The 16659-nt window shown below is 73.0% G+C and carries 14 protein-coding genes and 2 tRNA genes; 12 read left to right on the plus strand and 4 right to left on the minus strand.

The window, feature by feature from the left end:
* The first annotated feature begins 81 nt into the window (after positions 1-81).
* From M1L56_RS12740 to M1L56_RS12770, 7 genes are all read left to right on the plus strand, one after another.
* Positions 82-585, plus strand: coding sequence for a ribose-5-phosphate isomerase (locus tag M1L56_RS12740; RefSeq protein WP_067950409.1), 504 nt, complete (start codon positions 82-84; stop codon positions 583-585).
* Positions 586-590: 5 nt separating this feature from the next.
* Positions 591-1595, plus strand: coding sequence for a DNA glycosylase (locus M1L56_RS12745; protein WP_248599516.1), 1005 nt, complete (start codon positions 591-593; stop codon positions 1593-1595).
* Between the two features lie 7 nt (positions 1596-1602).
* Positions 1603-2247, plus strand: coding sequence for an FMN-binding negative transcriptional regulator (locus M1L56_RS12750; protein ID WP_248599517.1), 645 nt, complete (start codon positions 1603-1605; stop codon positions 2245-2247).
* Positions 2244-3758, plus strand: a complete 1515-nt coding sequence (locus M1L56_RS12755) for an amidohydrolase family protein (RefSeq protein ID WP_308198873.1) — start codon at positions 2244-2246, stop codon at positions 3756-3758. The genes M1L56_RS12750 and M1L56_RS12755 overlap by 4 nt, the downstream gene beginning before the upstream one ends.
* Before the next feature lie 63 nt (positions 3759-3821).
* Positions 3822-5345, plus strand: a complete 1524-nt coding sequence (locus M1L56_RS12760; protein WP_248599518.1) for a multicopper oxidase family protein — start codon at positions 3822-3824, stop codon at positions 5343-5345.
* Positions 5332-6783, plus strand: coding sequence for a sensor histidine kinase (locus M1L56_RS12765; RefSeq protein ID WP_248599519.1), 1452 nt, complete (start codon positions 5332-5334; stop codon positions 6781-6783). The genes M1L56_RS12760 and M1L56_RS12765 overlap by 14 nt, the downstream gene beginning before the upstream one ends.
* A 9-nt stretch (positions 6784-6792) precedes the next feature.
* Positions 6793-7458 carry a response regulator transcription factor gene (locus tag M1L56_RS12770; RefSeq protein WP_082847324.1) on the plus strand — a complete coding sequence of 222 codons (666 nt, stop codon included), beginning with the start codon at positions 6793-6795 and terminating at the stop codon, positions 7456-7458.
* Between the two features lie 4 nt (positions 7459-7462).
* On the opposite strand, the gene M1L56_RS12775 is transcribed toward M1L56_RS12770, so the two are convergent.
* The 4 genes from M1L56_RS12775 to M1L56_RS12790 all read right to left on the minus strand — a co-directional run bounded on the left by M1L56_RS12775 (position 7463) and on the right by M1L56_RS12790 (position 12755).
* On the minus strand, positions 7463-8173 hold the full coding sequence (locus M1L56_RS12775) for a hypothetical protein (RefSeq protein ID WP_248599520.1): 711 nt from the start codon (positions 8171-8173) through the stop codon (positions 7463-7465).
* 57 nt (positions 8174-8230) lie between these two features.
* On the minus strand, positions 8231-8737 hold the full coding sequence (locus tag M1L56_RS12780; RefSeq protein WP_248599521.1) for a Dps family protein: 507 nt from the start codon (positions 8735-8737) through the stop codon (positions 8231-8233).
* A gap of 100 nt (positions 8738-8837) precedes the next feature.
* A tRNA-Gly gene (locus M1L56_RS12785) sits at positions 8838-8911 on the minus strand.
* A gap of 70 nt (positions 8912-8981) precedes the next feature.
* Positions 8982-12755 carry an SCO7613 C-terminal domain-containing membrane protein gene (locus M1L56_RS12790; protein WP_248599522.1) on the minus strand — a complete coding sequence of 1258 codons (3774 nt, stop codon included), beginning with the start codon at positions 12753-12755 and terminating at the stop codon, positions 8982-8984.
* A 191-nt stretch (positions 12756-12946) separates the two neighbouring features.
* On the opposite strand from M1L56_RS12790, the gene M1L56_RS12795 reads away from it, so the two are divergent.
* From M1L56_RS12795 to M1L56_RS12815, 5 genes are all read left to right on the plus strand, one after another.
* Positions 12947-13021 (plus strand) — tRNA-Pro (locus M1L56_RS12795).
* A 51-nt stretch (positions 13022-13072) separates the two neighbouring features.
* Complete coding sequence (gene tig, locus M1L56_RS12800) at positions 13073-14560, plus strand: trigger factor (protein ID WP_248599523.1); 1488 nt, start codon at positions 13073-13075, stop codon at positions 14558-14560.
* A gap of 83 nt (positions 14561-14643) precedes the next feature.
* Positions 14644-15150 (plus strand): tetratricopeptide repeat protein, encoded by a 507-nt coding sequence (locus tag M1L56_RS12805; protein WP_248599524.1) that lies wholly within the window; start codon positions 14644-14646, stop codon positions 15148-15150.
* A gap of 105 nt (positions 15151-15255) precedes the next feature.
* The gene (locus M1L56_RS12810) at positions 15256-15861 is read left to right on the plus strand and encodes an ATP-dependent Clp protease proteolytic subunit (protein ID WP_067947166.1); all 606 of its coding nucleotides are present in this window, start codon (positions 15256-15258) and stop codon (positions 15859-15861) included.
* 17 nt (positions 15862-15878) lie between these two features.
* Positions 15879-16547 (plus strand): ATP-dependent Clp protease proteolytic subunit, encoded by a 669-nt coding sequence (locus tag M1L56_RS12815; protein WP_067947168.1) that lies wholly within the window; start codon positions 15879-15881, stop codon positions 16545-16547.
* Positions 16548-16659 lie beyond the last annotated feature (112 nt).

Below are 16659 nucleotides of genomic sequence, written 5' to 3' on the forward strand. Positions count from 1 at the left end.
TTCGTGGGCCCGGGCAACCCGAACAGCCTAGCCCCGCCTCACCTCGCCCGGGAGGGGTGCGCCGCTCCCTAGACTTGCCCCATGCGCATCCACATCGCGACCGACCACGCCGGCCTCGAGTTCAGCCGGACGCTGCAGGCGCACCTGACCAACGGCGGCCACGAGGTCGTCGACCACGGCCCCGCCGACTACGACCCGCTCGACGACTACCCGGCCTTCTGCATCAACGCCGCGCTCGCCGTGGCGCACGACCAGGCGGCCGGCGTGAAGACGCTCGGCATCGTGTTCGGCGGCTCGGGCAACGGCGAGCAGATCGCCGCGAACAAGGTGCGCGGCATCCGTGCAGCGCTCGTGTGGAGCATGGACACGGCGATCCTCGCGCGGCAGCACAACGACGCCAACGTCATCTCGATCGGCGCCCGGCAGCACACGGTGGAGGAGGCGATCCGCTACATCGACGCGTTCATCGCCGAGCCGTTCTCGGGCGATGAGCGCCACGTGCGCCGCATCGCGCAGCTGGCCGAGTACGAGACCACGGGCGACATCGCCGGCAAGGGCGTGGCCGCGCCCGTCGCGGGGGAGTAGCGCGCGTGCCCGAGGGCCATTCCGTCCACCGCATCACGCGCCAGTTCGAGCGGAACTTCGTCGGGCACGTCGTGCACGCCTCGAGTCCGCAGGGGCGCTTCGCGGAGGGCGCAGCCGACCTCGATGGCCGGCGGATGACGGATGCCCGCGCCGTGGGCAAGCAGATGTTCCTCGGCTTCGAGGGCGACCGCTGGCTGCGGGTGCACCTCGGCATGTACGGGGCGTGGGACTTCGCGGGCGACATCCTGATGGATGCGACCATCGCGTCGTCGAACGGGCGGATGGGTCAGACGAACCAGAAGGGCACGTTCCTCGACTCGCCCAACCCCGACGCGGTGGTGCTCGACTCGGCCGGCGAGAACTCGCTGACCTCGATCGGCGCGCCGAGGCGCACGCGACTGCGCATGTCGGAGTCCGAGAAGGAGCAGAACGGGTTCGAGACCTTCCCGCCCGAGCCCGTCGGCCAGGTGCGCGTGCGGCTGCTCACCGAACGCGTCGTCGCCGACCTCCGCGGTCCGACCGCGTGCGAGGTGCTCGACCCGGCGCAGGTCGAGCAGGTCGTCGCGCGACTCGGTCCCGACCCGCTGCTCGACGACGGCCCCGACGCCGAGGAACGGTTCACGAGCGTCGTCCGCCGCAAGCCCACCCCGATCGGGCTGCTCCTCATGGACCAGAACGTGGTCTCGGGCATCGGCAACGTCTACCGCGCGGAACTGCTCTTCCGCGCCCGGCTGAACCCGCACACCCCGGGCCGCCTCGTCCCCGACGAGACCGTGCGCGAACTCTGGCGCGACTGGTCGCGGCTGCTCCGCATCGGCGTCGAGACCGGGCAGATGATGACGATGGACGGCCTCGAGGGCGAGGCGTGGCGCGCCGCCATGGCCAACCGCGACGACCGCCACTGGGTCTACAAGCGCGAAGGGCTCCCGTGCCGGGTGTGCGGCACGAACATCGCCCTCGAGGAGATGGGCGCCCGCAAGCTCTACTGGTGCCCGAACTGCCAGGCATAGGAGCCGCATGAGACAGAACCCGAGCTTCACCCTCGCGAGCGAGGAGGGCGTGAAGCGCCTCATCCGCGAGCACCCGTGGGCGACGATCGTGTCGATGACGGATGCCGCGGGCCTCGTCGCCTCGCACTACCCCGTCCTCCTCGACGAACGCGCCGAGGGCATCGCGCTCCTCACCCACGTCGGACGCCCCGACGAGCAGGTGCACGAGCTCGGCCGCCACGAGGTGCTCGTCGTCGTGCAGGGACCCCACGGGTACATCTCGCCCGGCTGGTACGACGCGAACCCGGCCGTGCCGACGTGGAACTTCATCACCGCCCACCTGCACGGGACCCCCGAGTTGCTCGAACCCGACGAGAACCTCCGCGTGCTCGACGCGCTCGTCGACCACTTCGAGCAGCGGATGCCCGAGCCGCGCGGCATGCGCTCCACGCCCGAGAACGCCGCCTACGCCGAACGGATCGCCGCGGGCACCGTCGGCCTCCGGATCCCGATCACCCGCTTCGTCGCGAAGAACAAGATGAGCCAGAACCGACCCGCCGAGACCGTCGACCGCATCATCGCCGAACTCGAGGGCGACGGGCCGTACGCGAGCCCCGCGCTCGCCGCCGAGATGCGGCGCACGCACGAGGCGCTGCGGGCGGCTCGCGCGTGAGCGCGGCGGATGCGGCCGCGCCGGCCGCCCTCGTCCTCGCCGGCGTCCGCATGCCGGGATCTGACGCGGTGCTCGACGTGCACGTCGCCGACGGCCTCGTGGAGACCATCGCGCCGGCAGGCGGACTGCCCGACGTCGCCGGCGTCGAGCGCCGGGACCTCGACGGCCGCGTGCTCGTCCCCGGCCTGTGGGACCGCCACGTCCACATGGCGCAGTGGGCCATGGCCGCCCGGCGCATCGACCTCGGCGCCGTCGGGTCCGCTGCCGAGGCGGCCGAGCTCGTCGCGGCATCCGTCGCCCGAGGCGCCGCCGAGGTCGTCGGCATGGGCTACCGCGACGGGCTCTGGCCCGACGGGCAGTCGGTCGGACTGCTCGACCGCGTCGCCGGCGACGTGCCCGTCGTGCTCGTCTCGGGCGACCTGCACTCGTGCTGGGTCAACACCGCCGCGGCCCGCCGGCACGGCCTCCTCGACCGCGCCGGCGACAGCGGAGTGCTCCGCGAGGACGATTGCTTCCGCCTCGTCCGCGAGCTCGACGACGTCGCCGACCAGGTGCTCGACGACTGGGTCGCCGACGCCGCCCGCGCCGCCGCAGCCCGCGGCGTCGTCGGCATCGTCGACTACGAGATGCGCTGGAACCGCGACGACTGGGCCCGACGCGCCGGCAACGGGTTCGACGCGCTCCGCGTCCGCTTCGGCGTCTACACGCAGCACCTCGAGCGGGCCGCCGAAGCCGGCCTGCGCACCGGCGACGTCGTCGACGGCACCGGCGGGCTCGTCCGCGTCGGCGGCTACAAGGTCATCACCGACGGCTCGCTGAACACCCGCACCGCCTGGTGCCTCGACCCGTACCCGGGACTCGGCCCCGACGAGCATCCCTACGGCGTCGCCAACGTGCCCTACGACGAACTCGTCCCGCACCTCCGCCGCGCCCGCGAGATCGGCCTCGACCCGGCCGTCCACGCCATCGGCGACCGAGCCAACGAACGCGCCCTCGACGCGCTCGAGGCCGTCCAGCCGAACGGATGGCGCGGCCGCGCCGCCATCGAGCACGCCCAGCTGCTGCGCCGCGACGACCTCGACCGGTTCGCCCGGCTCGGCATCGTCGCGAGCGTGCAGCCCGAGCACGCCATGGACGACCGCGACATCGCCGACCGCTACTGGGCCGGACGCACCGACCGGGCGTTCATGCTCCGCGACCTCGCCGCCGCCGGCGTCGAACTCGCACTCGGGTCCGACGCGCCCGTGGCGCCCCTCGACCCGTGGGTCGCGATCGCGGCCGCCGTCGGCCGCACCCGCGACGGGCGCGCCCCGTGGCATCCGGAACAGGCCGTCGAGGCGTCCGTGGCGCTCGCCGCATCGACGGACGGCGCCGGCACCGTCGTGCGCGAGGGCATGACCGCCGACCTTGCCGTCGTGGAGCTCGACCCGGTCGCGGCATCCGTCGACGACCTGCGCCGCATGCCTGTCGCACTCACGATGCTCGGCGGGCGGATCACCCACGGGGGGTAGCCCCCGATCGGTTCGGGTGCCCGCCGGCTGGGGCCCCCGAGGCGCCCGCGATTGGCTTGGGGTATGCCAGGACTCCGCCGCCCCCGCGCCGTGCTCGTCTCCACCGGACTCGGCCTGATCGCCGCGACGACCGCCGTGGCGCTCGCCGCCTGCTCGATGGGCGGACCCGGTCGGGTCGCCACCATCGGCGAGGTCGACCTCGACACGCCGCTGCCCGTCCCGCCCCTCGCCGAGTCGACCGTGGAGCCCGACGGCACGCGCGTGTTCTCGCTCGAACCGCAGGCCGGCACGACCGAGTTCGCGCCCGGCGTCGCGAGCGAGACCTGGGGATTCGACGGGTCGTACCTCGGGCCTACCCTGGTCGCCGGGCGGGGCGAGCGGGTGCGCGTCGACGTCGGGAACCGGCTCGAGGTGCCGACCACCGTGCACTGGCACGGCATGCACCTGCCCGCCGAGATGGACGGCGGGCCGCACCAGATGATCGCGCCCGGCGACACGTGGTCGCCCGGGTGGACCGTCGACCAGCGGGCCGCGACGCTCTGGTACCACCCGCACCCCCACGGCGAGACGGAGGAGCACGTCGCACGTGGGCTCGCGGGCCTCTTCCTCGTGCGCGACGACGCCGAGGGCGCGCTCCCGCTCCCGCGCGAGTACGGCGTCGACGACCTGCCCGTGATCGTCCAGGACGCCGCCTTCACCGACGAGGGCCGGCTCGAGACGCCGCCGCAGGGCTTCGCGGGCCGGCTCGGCGATGAGCTGCTCGTGAACGGGGTGCGGGGCGCCTACGCCGAGGTCGCGGACGAGCTCGTCCGCCTGCGGCTGCTCAACGCCTCGACCGCGCGCAGCTACGCGTTCGGGTGGGGCGACGGCAGCCCGATCGACGTGATCGCGACCGATGGCGGGCTGCTCCCGGCATCCGTCGCGCTCGAGCGCGTGATGCTGTCGCCCGGCGAACGCGCCGAGGTGGTGGTGCGGATGGCGCCCGGCGAACGTCGCACGCTGCAGTCCGTGATGACCCCGGCCGCGGCGGGGCTGCAGCCCGTCGTCGCCGGGATGAACGGCGCGACCGATGAGTTCGACGTCCTCGAGCTGCGGGCGGCCGACGTGCTCGACCCCTCCCCGGAGCTCCCGGAGCGGCTCGTCGAGCTCCCCCCGATCGACACCGACATCGCCGTGACGCGCACGTTCGACCTGAACGGCTTCCAGATCAACGGCGAGCAGATGCGCTCGGACCGCATCGACGAGACCGTCACCGTCGGCACCGCCGAGCGCTGGATCGTCTCGAACCCGAGCGGCGTGCCGCACAGCTTCCACGTCCACGACGTGCAGTTCCGCGTGGCATCCGTCGACGGCGCCCCACCACCGCCCGAGCTCGCCGGATGGAAGGACACCGTGTACGTGAGGCCGGAGACCGAGTACGAGCTGATCCTCCGCTTCGACGACTTCGCCGACCCGGACACGCCGTACATGTACCACTGCCACCTGCTCTGGCACGAGGACCAGGGGATGATGGGCCAGTTCGCCGTCGTCGAACCCGGCCAGCGTGCGACGATGACCGAGGAGACGAACGACCATGACCACCACTGAGCCCACCGCCGCGGCGCCGACCGCCGAGACGGCCGCCGAGGTGCCGGCGGCGAGCCGGTCGACGGATGCCGCGCCGCGCCGCCGCGGCTACGGGGCACGCTGGGCGGCAGTGCCGCGCGAGCTCGGCTACCTGCTGCTCGGCTTCCCGATCGCGGTCGTCGCGTTCACCGTGCTCGTCACGCTCTTCTCGACCGGCGTGAGCCTCATCGTCATCGCGGTGGGCGTCGTCGTGGTGCTCGCGGCGCTCTACACCGCGCGCGGACTCGGTGCGTTCGAGCTCATGCGACTGCGCTGGGCGGGGCGACCCCCGGTGCGCGAACCGCGCTGGCAGCGCGGACCGGAGGGCGAGGGGGCGTGGGCGTCGTTCCTGCGACCGCTCATCGACGGCCACTACTGGTTGTACCTCCTGCACGGCATGGTGGTGTTCCCGATCGTGTCGCTGTTCAGCTGGATCGTCACCGTCGTGTGGGTCTCGGTCGCACTCGGCGGGCTCACCGCGTGGATCTGGGATCGCCTGCTCGTCCAGACGACGTCCGGTTCCGTCCTGCAGGACTCCCTCCTTTTCCGCGCGTTCGCGCGCCTGGCCGAGGCGCTCGGCGTCGAGCCCATCGTGCTCGCCGGAGTGGGGCAGTTCGTGCTCGGCGCGGTGCTCCTGCTCACCCTGCCGTTCATCACCGGCGGGCTCACGCGCCTGCACGAGGCCGTCGACCGGGGCATGCTCGGCGCCTGGCGTTCCGAGGCCCTCGAGCGCCAGGTCGCGCAGCTGTCGGCGTCGCGCGGGGCCGCGGTGCAGGCTGAGGACGCCGCTCTCCGCCGGCTCGAGCGCGACATCCACGACGGCCCGCAGCAGCGGCTCGTGCGCCTGCAGATGGACCTCGCGGCGATCGAACGCAAGCTCGACGTCGACCCCGAGGCCGCCCGTGTCCTCCTCGGTGAGGCGCGGGAGCAGGCCCGCGACACCCTCGACGAGCTGCGGGCGCTCTCCCGCGGCTTCGCCCCGCCGCTGCTGCAGGACCGCGGCCTGGCGAGTGCGCTCGAGTCGCTCGCGGCGCGCAGCCCCGTGCCGGTGACGCTCGAGGTGCAGGCGACGGATGCCGCGCTGCCCGCGGCGATCGAACGCAACGCGTACTTCATCGCCGCCGAACTGCTCACGAACGCCGTCAAGCACGCGTCGGCCAGCGCCGTCCGCCTGCGCCTCTCGACGAGGGACACCGGGCCGAGCGGACTCTGGCTCGACCTGTGGGTCACCGACAACGGCCACGGCGGCGCGGCGGTCGTCCCGGGCCACGGACTCGCCGGCCTCGACGAGCGCGTGCGCGGACTCGGCGGGCTGCTCGTCATCGACAGTCCCGCGGGCGGGCCCACCGTGATCGGCGCCCACTTCCCGTACGTTCGGGAGCGGACTGCGATCGAGCCGGTCCCGCCGACCGCTCGCTAGGGTGGGACGGTGACCGACCAGGCTGCCGGCGCACCCGTGCGCATCGTCCTCGCGGAGGACTCGATGCTGCTCCGCGAGGGCCTCGTGCGACTGTTCGACGAGGCCGGGTTCGAGACGGTCGGTGCCTACGGCGACGCCCAGTCGCTGCTCGCCGACCTCGACCGGGCGGCACCGGAGGTCGCGGTGCTGGACGTGCGGATGCCGCCGACCTTCCGCGATGAGGGCGTCCGCGCGGCGATCGAGTTGCGGCGACGGGCGCCGCGACTCGGGGTGCTGCTGCTCAGCCAGTACGTCGAGAGCACGTACGCGCACGAGCTGCTCGCCTCCGCCGACGGCGGCATGGGGTACCTGCTGAAGGATCGCGTCGCCTCCCTCGAGGACCTGCAGGACGCGGTGCTGCGGATCCGGGACGGCGGCACGGTGCTCGATCCGCAGGTCGTCCGGGAACTGCTCGCCCGCCGCGGCGACCCGCTCGCCTCGCTCACGCCGCGCGAGCGCGAGGTCCTCGAGCTCATGGCCGAAGGGCGGACGAACGCGGGCATCGCGTCGCAGCTGTTCATCGGCGTCGGGGCGGTCGAGAAGAACGTGACGTCGATCTTCCAGAAGCTCGGCCTCGAGGACTCGGGCACCGACCACCGTCGCGTGCTCGCGGTGCTCGCCTGGCTGCGGCGCTGAGGCCTCACGCCGGCGGCGTCCTCCGGAGCGGCCGGTGCGTGTCGATGGCGTGACGATAGGTGCGGTACCCCCACACGAGCCAACCGAGGACGGCGACCAGCGCGACGGCACCGCCGGCGACGACGGCGACGACGATGTCCGCGCCGAGCGCCACGACGATGCCGCCGGCGAGCAGGCCGAGCACCGACGCCTCGACGACGGTGATGATCATCATCGAGCTCGCGAACACCTGGCTGCGTCGCGGTCCGTACGCGTAGTACGTGCGCGCGACACCCGGCTCGTCGTCGTTCGCCGAGGAGACGAGGTACCGCTCGAGTCCGGGGTCGAGATCGAGGTAGGCGCCGCGGAGGCGGTTCATCGCGATGACGTACATCAGGTCGTCCGTCCCGCTGTTGTACACGCGCATCGCCGTGATCAGCCCGAGCAGCGCCAGGAGCAGCAGGATGCCGAGGGCGGCGACGCCGAACCATCCGCGGAACTGCGTCGCGTTCCCGAGGAGGCCGAGTGCGAGCAGGCCGGCGGACACGAGCGTGAGGAAGATCGCGATGCGCGTGAGCACCTCGCTCTGCGTCGTGGAGCGCGAGGCGAGGAGGCTCCAGTGCTCCGTGGCGAGCATCTGCGCTCGGAGCGACTTCTGCGCATCGGTCAGTCCGCCGCCGTCCGGTCCGGCCCCGGATGTCGGCGGAGACGGGTCGGGCCCGGGCGCATCCGCCATACCGGCATTCTGCACCCGGGCCCGGTTCCGCGCACCTGTCGGCGCGGGGCCTGGTCGTTACTCGACGCTGGTGTGCGCGGCGAGGAACCAGCGGTCCTTGTCGAGGCCCTGCCGGATCTCGATCGCGACATCCTGGCTCGCCGGGTCGAGTTCCTCGAGTCCCTCGATGGCGGCGTTGACCTTCTGCGTGGCGACATCGATCTGCGCGACGACGTCGGCGATCGTCTCGTCGGACTGCTTGAAGCCCGCCTTCGGATCCACCGCTTCGGTCTGCTTCGCGATGGTGGACAGCCTGGCGTCGATCGGCAGTCCCAGCGCGACGACCCGCTCGGCGGCGAGGTCGGCCCACTCCTGTGCGTGGTCGACGACCGTGTCGAGGAACTCGTGCACCTCGAGGAAGTCGCGGCCCCGCACGTTCCAGTGGGCCTGCTTGCCGTTCACGGCGAGCACGGTGAGTTCGTGCACGACCGGGGTGAGGAACTGCGAGACGCCCGAGGCCACCTCGGGGTCGGCGCCGCCCTTGGGCGGGGCGGACTTCTTGGGAGCCGTCTTGGAGTCGGTCATGTGGTCCCCTTCCACTCGATGACGTTCGCGAACCACGCTACGCCGACGGGCGACGGATGGCCCAGCGGATGACGCGGATTCGCAGGGGGTTGACGGACTGTGGAGGGGATGACGGGAATCGAACCCGCACCATCAGTTTGGAAGACTGAGGCTCTACCATTGAGCTACATCCCCGAGCGCCCGCTCGCGGGCACCCGATCATCGTAGTACACGATGACCGTCGTCCCGCGCCGGCCGCTCCGCGCTAGCGGAGTGCGGCGATCGTCCGCGTGGCGCCGCGAGCGAGGCGCACCTGCCGTTCGTAGGTCGCGGCGATCACGACGAGCAGGGCGCCCGCGAGCCCGAGCCACAGCCACCACCAGACCGCTTCGTACAGCGCGCTGATCCACGGCCAGAGCTGCGTGAGGGCGTGCACGAGGAGCACCGCCCCGCCCAGGAGGACGGGGGCCTGCAACCGGAGCACGGCGCCGACGACCACGGCGGCGACCGCCGCGACGCCGAGTCCGACCACCCGCCAGAGCTGCGGATCGGTCCAGTCGGCGAGCAGGGCCGGGAGGAGCACCACGGCGAGACCGGGCCCGAGCGCGGGCCAGCTGCCGAGTCCGGGTCGGCGCGTCAGGTCGATCGCACCGGCGGCGATGAGCCCGAGTCCGACCGGGACCGTCACGAGATCGAACGGGTCCACCGTGCTCGCGGCGATGACGACGAGCGCGCCCAGCACGAGAACGCCGAGCGTGGTCCACCGGAGGATGGGTCCGGACAGGGGCCTCGTGCGCACGGCGACGGACGCCACGTGCACCGCCGCGAGCGACGCGAGGAGCAGGCCGGCTCGCAGGTCGGGCAGGTCGTCGTCGAGGATGGCGGCGAACGTCGGCACGGAGGCGAGGGTCACGGATGCGGCGAGACCCCACTCCGCGAGCGTGGTGGGTCGCGGCTCGGTCCGCGACCACGCGAACGCGGCGACCGCGCCGACGGCGAGCGCCGCCGCAGACCAGACCTCGGGCACGAGGGCCCCGGACGCACCGGTCGCGACGGCGGTACCGCAGACGACCGCACCGCCGGCCACGGCGGCCCATCCGGCAGTCACGACGAGCAGCCGCAGGGGAACGCCCCGCACGGCGTCCGGCAGCGCGAGTCCCGCCAGGAGCACCACGGTGCCGATCGAGACGAGGAGCAGCGCGCGCAGCTCCGACCCGCTCGCGGCCGAGACGCTCGGGAGCACGGCGATCACGGCGGCGGCACCGAGCACCGCGGTGCGTCCGACCGCGGTGCTCGCGCCGGCGGGCCGGCGCCACATGAGCAGCGCGCCGGCCGCGCCGAGCGCCACGGCCAGCGGCAGGGTGTACGCCTCGACGTCCCGGACGCCGTCGGCGGCGAACCGCGCCCAGACCGCACCCACGGCCAACGGCAGGCTCAGCCATGACAGGTGGCGCGCCGGCGAGTCGCCCCCGACGGGATCGCCCCAGAGCGCGGCGATCAGCATCGGAAGCGGGGTGAGGATGAGCAGCGCGAGCCAGGTCTGCTCCGGTGCGGACGGGGGGAGGAAGGCCGCGGTGAACGCGACGATCGCGACCGGTCCGATCGCCGATGCCCACGCGTCCCGCACGCCGGAGGCAATCGGAAGGAGGACGTGCGCGAGGCCCGCCGCGAGCAGGGCTGCGCCGGCGACGCCGTGGACCACCGACGCCGCGGAGCCGTAGGCGGCGACGACCGATGCGCCCGCAAGGCCGAGCGCGATCGGCGTGGCTGCCGCGAAGGCCATGCGGAGTCCCGGTACGGGCGATCGCAGCCAGAGCAGGCCGACGAGCACGAGTGCGGTCGCGGGAACCCAGCCGACCGCCTCGCCGAGCGGGAGCGCATCGAGGTCGGGTACGGCGAACCGGGCTGCGATCGTCGGGATCGCGGCCGCCAGGGAACCGACCAGTGCGGCCGCGAGCAGCGGGATGGCGATCGCCGAACGATCGCCGCGCCCGAGTGACCGCACCGCAGCCACCCCCGCGAGGGCCAGCGCTGCGACGAGCCCGCCGACGAACGCACCGCGGTCCCAGGGCGACGTGAACGCGGACCCGGCCGCGTCGCTCCACGCGGGGAGGCTGAAGGCCGCGAGCGCGACGATCGCCGCACCCGCGGCGGCGTGCCCGACGGCGAGCGGCCGCGCCGCCGACGACCAGATCCGCCGCGCGAGCACCCGGCCGGCGATCGCGAGTCCGAGGACCACCGGCACGACCCACCACCACAGTCCGGCGCTCCCGTGCGACAGCGCCCATGCTGCGGCCGCAGACCCCATGCCGAACACCGCGAGCACCGACACCGCGCCGGGAACGCGGCGGAGGAGTCCGATCGCTGCCAGCACGAGCGCCACGACGCCGACGCCGACGAGCAGCGCCGTGATGGCGAGCGGCGTCGGGGCCGTCAGGGCGGCGGCCACCGCAGCGGTGCCGAGGAGCGCCGCCGGGACGGATCCGAGCCGACGGAGGCGACCGAGCAGCAGGAAGGCGATCGCCGCGGCGACGCCGAGCGCCGCGGGCGCCAGCGCGGCACCCGTCGCCACGCGGTCGAGTTCGCCGATCAGTCCGTCGTCGCCGGGGCGCGGGGCGGTGGCGTCGAGCGTCCACGCCCGGAACGGCACGGTCGCGAGCGATGCCCCCGCGAGCGCCGTGACGAGCAGCGCCGGCACCGCCGCGACGATCGCGGTCGTCCCGCTCGCCACGAACGCGGTGAACCCGTCGCGGAACCAGGAGGCCCGGAGCCGCGCTGCGGCCGCGGCGAGGCACGCGATCACCGCAGCGGAGGTCGGCGCCGCCCACAGGGCGTCGCGCTGGTCGAGCTCGATGGCGGCACCCAGGGCCGGGGCGGCCGCCGCCGCGACCCCCGCGAGGGCAGCCGCGAGCGGTGCCTGTCGGGGCCAGGCATCCGTCGAGCGGGCCCGGAGCGCCACCAGCATGACGAGCCAGCCGCCGGCGACGCCGGCAAGCGCCCACGTCGCCCCCCATTCCGTGCCGCCGAGGGCCCATGGGGCGGCGACGAGCGCGGTGACACCGCCGACGAGCCCCGCGGAGACGAGGAGCGTGCGCTCGATCGCGGCGCGGCCGAAGCGTGCGGCCGCTCCCGCGAGGAGCACCGCCAGCCCGCCGAGCCACACGCCCGTGGCGGACTCGCCACGCGGCGCGATGCCGTACATGAAGATGCCGAGGCCGGTCGGCGCGAGGACCGCTGCCGCGATCCCGGTCACGCGGACGGCCGTGACGAGCCGCGCCGCGGCGAGCAGCGCCGCGAGGACGAGCAGAGCGGTGCCCCAGTATCCGGGCGCGTCGACGCGGTCGCTCAGGAACAGGTCGTTCGCCCGCACGATCCAGACATCCAGCACGAGCAGCACGACGGCCAGCGCCGCCACGCCCTCGGCCGTGCCGGGCAGGCCGCGTGCGCGGAGCAGCCAGGCGACGCCGAGGACGAGCACGCTCGCGACCGCGATCACGACCGACCGGACCTCGAGCGTGGCGATGAGGTAGGCGACCAGCAGGAACACGACGGCCGCGACGGACAGGAGCACCACGCCGAGCGTGAGCAGGAGGACCTGCACCCCGGAGCGCCGGGCACGCAGCGGCGTCCCGCCCTGCGGTTGCGCGACCTGCGGCGCCGTGGCCGGGGGCTGCGCCACCGGCTGCAGCGGCGGCGCGGCCGGCGACAGCGGGGGAGCGAGCGGCGCCGGGCCGGCGTTGGCCACGGGCGCGGCCACGGCCGGCAGGGGAGGCGGCACGGGCCGCGCGGCGGCCGCGGCCTGCTGCGCGCGCATCCGGCTGAGGACGACCTGCCGCTCCGCCTCCGCGTCCCGCACGCGGGCGCCTGCCGCGAGCGCCTCGGCGGCGAGCGGGACGTCGAGCCGCAGGCCGCACGTGTCGCACACGGTCCGGAACAGCTGCGAGAAGCAGGCGGGGCAGCGGGTGGTGTCGACGAGCATGGCGGGGTCGCTCGGCCAGCGTCGCACGTCGGACGCCGCGGGATGCGTCTGATGGGGCATGCGCTCACTCTGGCACGCCGGCCCACCTCCGTCGTCGGTGTCCACACCGAGTCCGTTGTCCACAGGGCGCCGCCGGAGGAGTCGTCGTCAGGGCGGGCGGCGGCTCGTGCAGTAGACTTTCCGGCGTCCACCCCCACTCCGACGTGCTCCGGCATGCCGACCCGGGCGGACGACGAGTCAAGCCGACGGCTCGGGGCGTAGCTCAGCTTGGCTAGAGCGCCCGCTTTGGGAGCGGGAGGTCGCAGGTTCGAATCCTGTCGCCCCGACGAGTCGCACCGGCTCGACACGAACTTCCACCAAACAGGAGAATCTTCCCCATGCCGACCACTTCGGTTGAGAAGCTGAGCCCGACGCGCGCCAAGCTCACCATCTCGGTGACGCCCGAGGAGCTGAAGCCCAGCATCGCCCACGCCTACGAGCACATCGCCGAGCAGATCGCCGTGCCCGGCTTCCGCAAGGGCAAGGTGCCGCCGCCCATCATCGACCAGCGGGTCGGCAAGGCCGCCGTGCTCGAGCACGCGGTCAACGAGGGCCTCGACGGCTTCTACCGCGCCGCGGTGAACGAGCACGAGCTCCGCCCCCTCGGCCGCCCCTCGGCCGACATCGTCGAGTGGCCGAACGAGAAGGACTTCTCCGGCGACCTGCTGCTCGCGATCGAGGTCGACGTCCGTCCCGAGATCGAGCTGCCCGATTACCAGGGCCTCGAGCTGACCGTCGACTCGGTCGAGGTCGGCGACGACGAGGTCACCGAGGAGCTCGAGCGTCTCCGCAGCCGCTTCGGCACCCTCATCACCGTCGATCGCCCGGCGAAGACCGGCGACTTCGTCACGCTCGACCTGGTCGCGACGATCGACGGCACCGAGGTCGACACCGCGAGCGGCGTCTCGTACGAGCTCGGCTCGGGCGAGCTGCTCGAGGGCATCGACGAGGCGCTCGACTCGCTCACCGCGGGCGAGACCACGACGTTCGAGTCGAAGCTGCTCGGCGGCGACCACCAGGGCGAGACCGCCGAGATCACCGTGAGCGTCACGGCCGTCAAGGAGCGCGAGCTCCCCGAGGCCGACGACGACTTCGCGCAGATCGCCAGCGAGTTCGACACGCTCGACGAGCTCACCGCGAGCCTCAAGGAGCAGGTCGCGAAGAACAAGTCGTTCGGTCAGGGCAGCCAGGCCCGCGACCTCCTCGTCGACAAGCTCCTCGAGCTGGTCGACGTGCCCGTCGCCGACAGCGTCATCGAGGACGAGGTGCACCGCCACCTCGAGTCCGAGGGTCGCCTCGAGGACGACGAGCACCGCGCCGAGGTCACCGAGTCCAGCACGAAGGCGTTCAAGACCCAGATCGTCCTCGACGCGATCGCCGAGCAGGAGAAGGTCCAGGTCAGCCAGGAGGAGCTCACCCAGTACCTCGTGCAGGGCGCCGCGCAGTACGGCATGGACCCGAACGAGTTCGTCCAGATCCTCAGCCAGAACGGCCAGATCCCCGCCATGGTCGGCGAGGTCGCCCGCAACAAGGCGCTCGCCATCGCGCTCGGCAAGGTCACGGTGAAGGATGCCGCCGGCAACGCGGTCGACCTCTCCGAGTTCACCGCCGTGGTCGACGAGAACGAGGCCGAGGGCGACGAGGCCGCGTCGGAGGCGCCCGCCGAGGAGGCGCCCGCCGAGGAGGCGCCCGCCGAGGAGGCGAAGCCCGCCAAGAAGCGCTCCAGCAAGAAGGCCGCCGAGGCCGACGAGGCGTCCGCCGAGGAGGCCGACGCCGAGAAGAAGCCGGCGCGCAAGCGCACCGCGAAGCAGGCCGACGCCGAGTAGTCGGCGACGACCCGAGCGAGCACGCGACGGGGCCGGGCACCCATGCCCGGCCCCGTCCGTCGTCTCCGGAGGAGGAAAGGAGCATGGACGACTGGCAGCGCCGGGTCGATGCCGTGTGGGCGGCGGCGTCCGACCTCGGCGATCAGGCCGTGATCGAGCGCATCGACCTGCTCGTGGCCGAACTCCCGGCGGACGATTCCCGCGGTCCCTTCGAGGCCGCAGGCGCACGCGACTCGGCCGGGCTCGAGGCGGAGGCGGAACCGCGCTACCGCCGGGCCCTCGAACTCGGGCTGTCGGGTCGGGCTCGCGTCGAGGCGCACATCCAGCTCGCGTCGACCGTCCGCAACCTCGGACGTCGGGAGGAGGCGCTGGTGCTCCTCGACGGCGTCCGCGACGATGCGGGCGACCTCGCCGACGCGGTCGAGGCGTTCCGCGCGCTCGCGCTCGCGTCGTCGGGTCGAACGGATGCCGCGGCATCCGTGGCCCTCATCGCCCTCGCCCCGCACCTCACGCAGTACCGCCGCGCGGTCGACGCGTACGCGCGCGAACTCCTCGCGCCCGCACCGGAGGACGACACCACGACGCCGTGATGCCCGTCGTCGCGACGCGGCATCCGCCGACGGCGAACAGCCCGGTTCGCGCGTGTTGCACCGGATAGATTCGAGACAACGCACGAACGAAACGGAGCGAAATCCATGGCCGAACCGACACTGCAGCCCAGTGTGTTCGATCGACTGCTGAAGGACCGCATCATCTGGCTCGGCTCGGAGGTGCGCGACGACAACGCGAACGAGATCGCCGCGAAGCTGCTGCTCCTCGCCGCAGAGGATCCGAACAAGGACATCTACCTCTACATCAACTCGCCCGGCGGGTCGATCACGGCGGGCATGGCCATCTACGACACGATGCAGTTCGTCCCGAACGACATCGTCACGGTCGGCATCGGCATGGCGGCCTCGATGGGGCAGCTCCTGCTCACCGCGGGCACCAAGGGCAAGCGGTACATCACGCCGAACGCGCGCGTGCTGCTGCACCAGCCGCACGGCGGCTTCGGCGGCACCGCGAGCGACATCCAGACGCAGGCGCAGCTCATCCTCGACATGAAGAAGCGCCTCGCCGAGATCACCGCCGCGCAGACCGGCAAGTCGGTCGAGCAGATCAATCGCGACGGCGACCGCGACCGGTGGTTCAACGCGCAGGAGGCCCTCGAGTACGGCTTCGTCGACCACATCCGCGAGTCCGCGCTCGACGTCTCGGGCGGCGGCGGCACGCAGCCCGGCTTCGAGGACACCAAGGCCTGAGGAAGAGAGAACAGCGAATGAACATCCCCGCTTTCGGCGGCACCGCGTTCAGCGGCGTCCAGGCCCCCGGCTCGCGCTACATCCTGCCGAGCTTCGAGGAGCGCACCGCCTACGGCTACAAGCGACAGGACCCGTACGCGAAGCTCTTCGAGGACCGCATCATCTTCCTCGGCGTCCAGGTCGACGACGCGTCGGCCGACGACATCATGGCGCAGCTGCTCGTGCTCGAGTCGATGGACCCGGACCGCGACATCATGATGTACATCAACTCGCCCGGCGGCTCGTTCACGGCGATGACCGCGATCTACGACACGATGCAGTACATCCGTCCGCAGATCCAGACGGTGGTGCTCGGCCAGGCCGCCTCGGCCGCGGCCGTGATCGCCGCGGCCGGCACCCCGGGCCGACGCCTCGCACTGCCGAACGCGCGCGTCCTGATCCACCAGCCGGCGATGGGCGAGGCCGGCCACGGCCAGGCGTCCGACATCGAGATCCAGGCGGCCGAGATCCTGCGCATGCGCACCTGGCTGGAGGAGACGCTGTCGAAGCACTCCAACCGCACCATGGAGCAGGTCAACGCCGACATCGACCGCGACAAGATTCTGTCCGCGGCCGAGGCCCAGGAGTACGGCCTCATCGACCAGGTGCTCACGTCGCGCAAGACGCTGCCGGCGCTCGCGCGCTGACCGACGACGTCCGAGGGGCGGGTGCGGATGCCGCATCCGCCCCTCGTTCGTCACGTTTCCGCCAAACCGTGGCGGATCGGCCCCGCCCGGCTTCGGTCGGGCTAGGCTCGGA

The organism is Agromyces sp. C10 (genome assembly GCF_023217995.1).
Classification (GTDB): Bacteria; Actinomycetota; Actinomycetes; order Actinomycetales; family Microbacteriaceae; genus Agromyces; species Agromyces indicus.

Excerpts from the sequence above, each read along its gene's own strand:
- M1L56_RS12740 (WP_067950409.1), top strand. The coding sequence starts at position 82 with ATGCGCATCCACATCGCGACCGACCACGCCGGCCTCGAGTTCAGCCGG.
- M1L56_RS12815 (WP_067947168.1), top strand. The coding sequence starts at position 15,879 with ATGAACATCCCCGCTTTCGGCGGCACCGCGTTCAGCGGCGTCCAGGCC.
- M1L56_RS12805 (WP_248599524.1), top strand. The coding sequence starts at position 14,644 with ATGGACGACTGGCAGCGCCGGGTCGATGCCGTGTGGGCGGCGGCGTCC.
- M1L56_RS12790 (WP_248599522.1), bottom strand. The coding sequence starts at position 12,755 with ATGCCCCATCAGACGCATCCCGCGGCGTCCGACGTGCGACGCTGGCCG.
- M1L56_RS12760 (WP_248599518.1), top strand. The coding sequence starts at position 3,822 with ATGCCAGGACTCCGCCGCCCCCGCGCCGTGCTCGTCTCCACCGGACTC.
- M1L56_RS12810 (WP_067947166.1), top strand. The coding sequence starts at position 15,256 with ATGGCCGAACCGACACTGCAGCCCAGTGTGTTCGATCGACTGCTGAAG.
- M1L56_RS12765 (WP_248599519.1), top strand. The coding sequence starts at position 5,332 with ATGACCACCACTGAGCCCACCGCCGCGGCGCCGACCGCCGAGACGGCC.
- M1L56_RS12775 (WP_248599520.1), bottom strand. The coding sequence starts at position 8,173 with ATGGCGGATGCGCCCGGGCCCGACCCGTCTCCGCCGACATCCGGGGCC.
- M1L56_RS12780 (WP_248599521.1), bottom strand. The coding sequence starts at position 8,737 with ATGACCGACTCCAAGACGGCTCCCAAGAAGTCCGCCCCGCCCAAGGGC.
- M1L56_RS12750 (WP_248599517.1), top strand. The coding sequence starts at position 1,603 with ATGAGACAGAACCCGAGCTTCACCCTCGCGAGCGAGGAGGGCGTGAAG.
- tig (WP_248599523.1), top strand. The coding sequence starts at position 13,073 with ATGCCGACCACTTCGGTTGAGAAGCTGAGCCCGACGCGCGCCAAGCTC.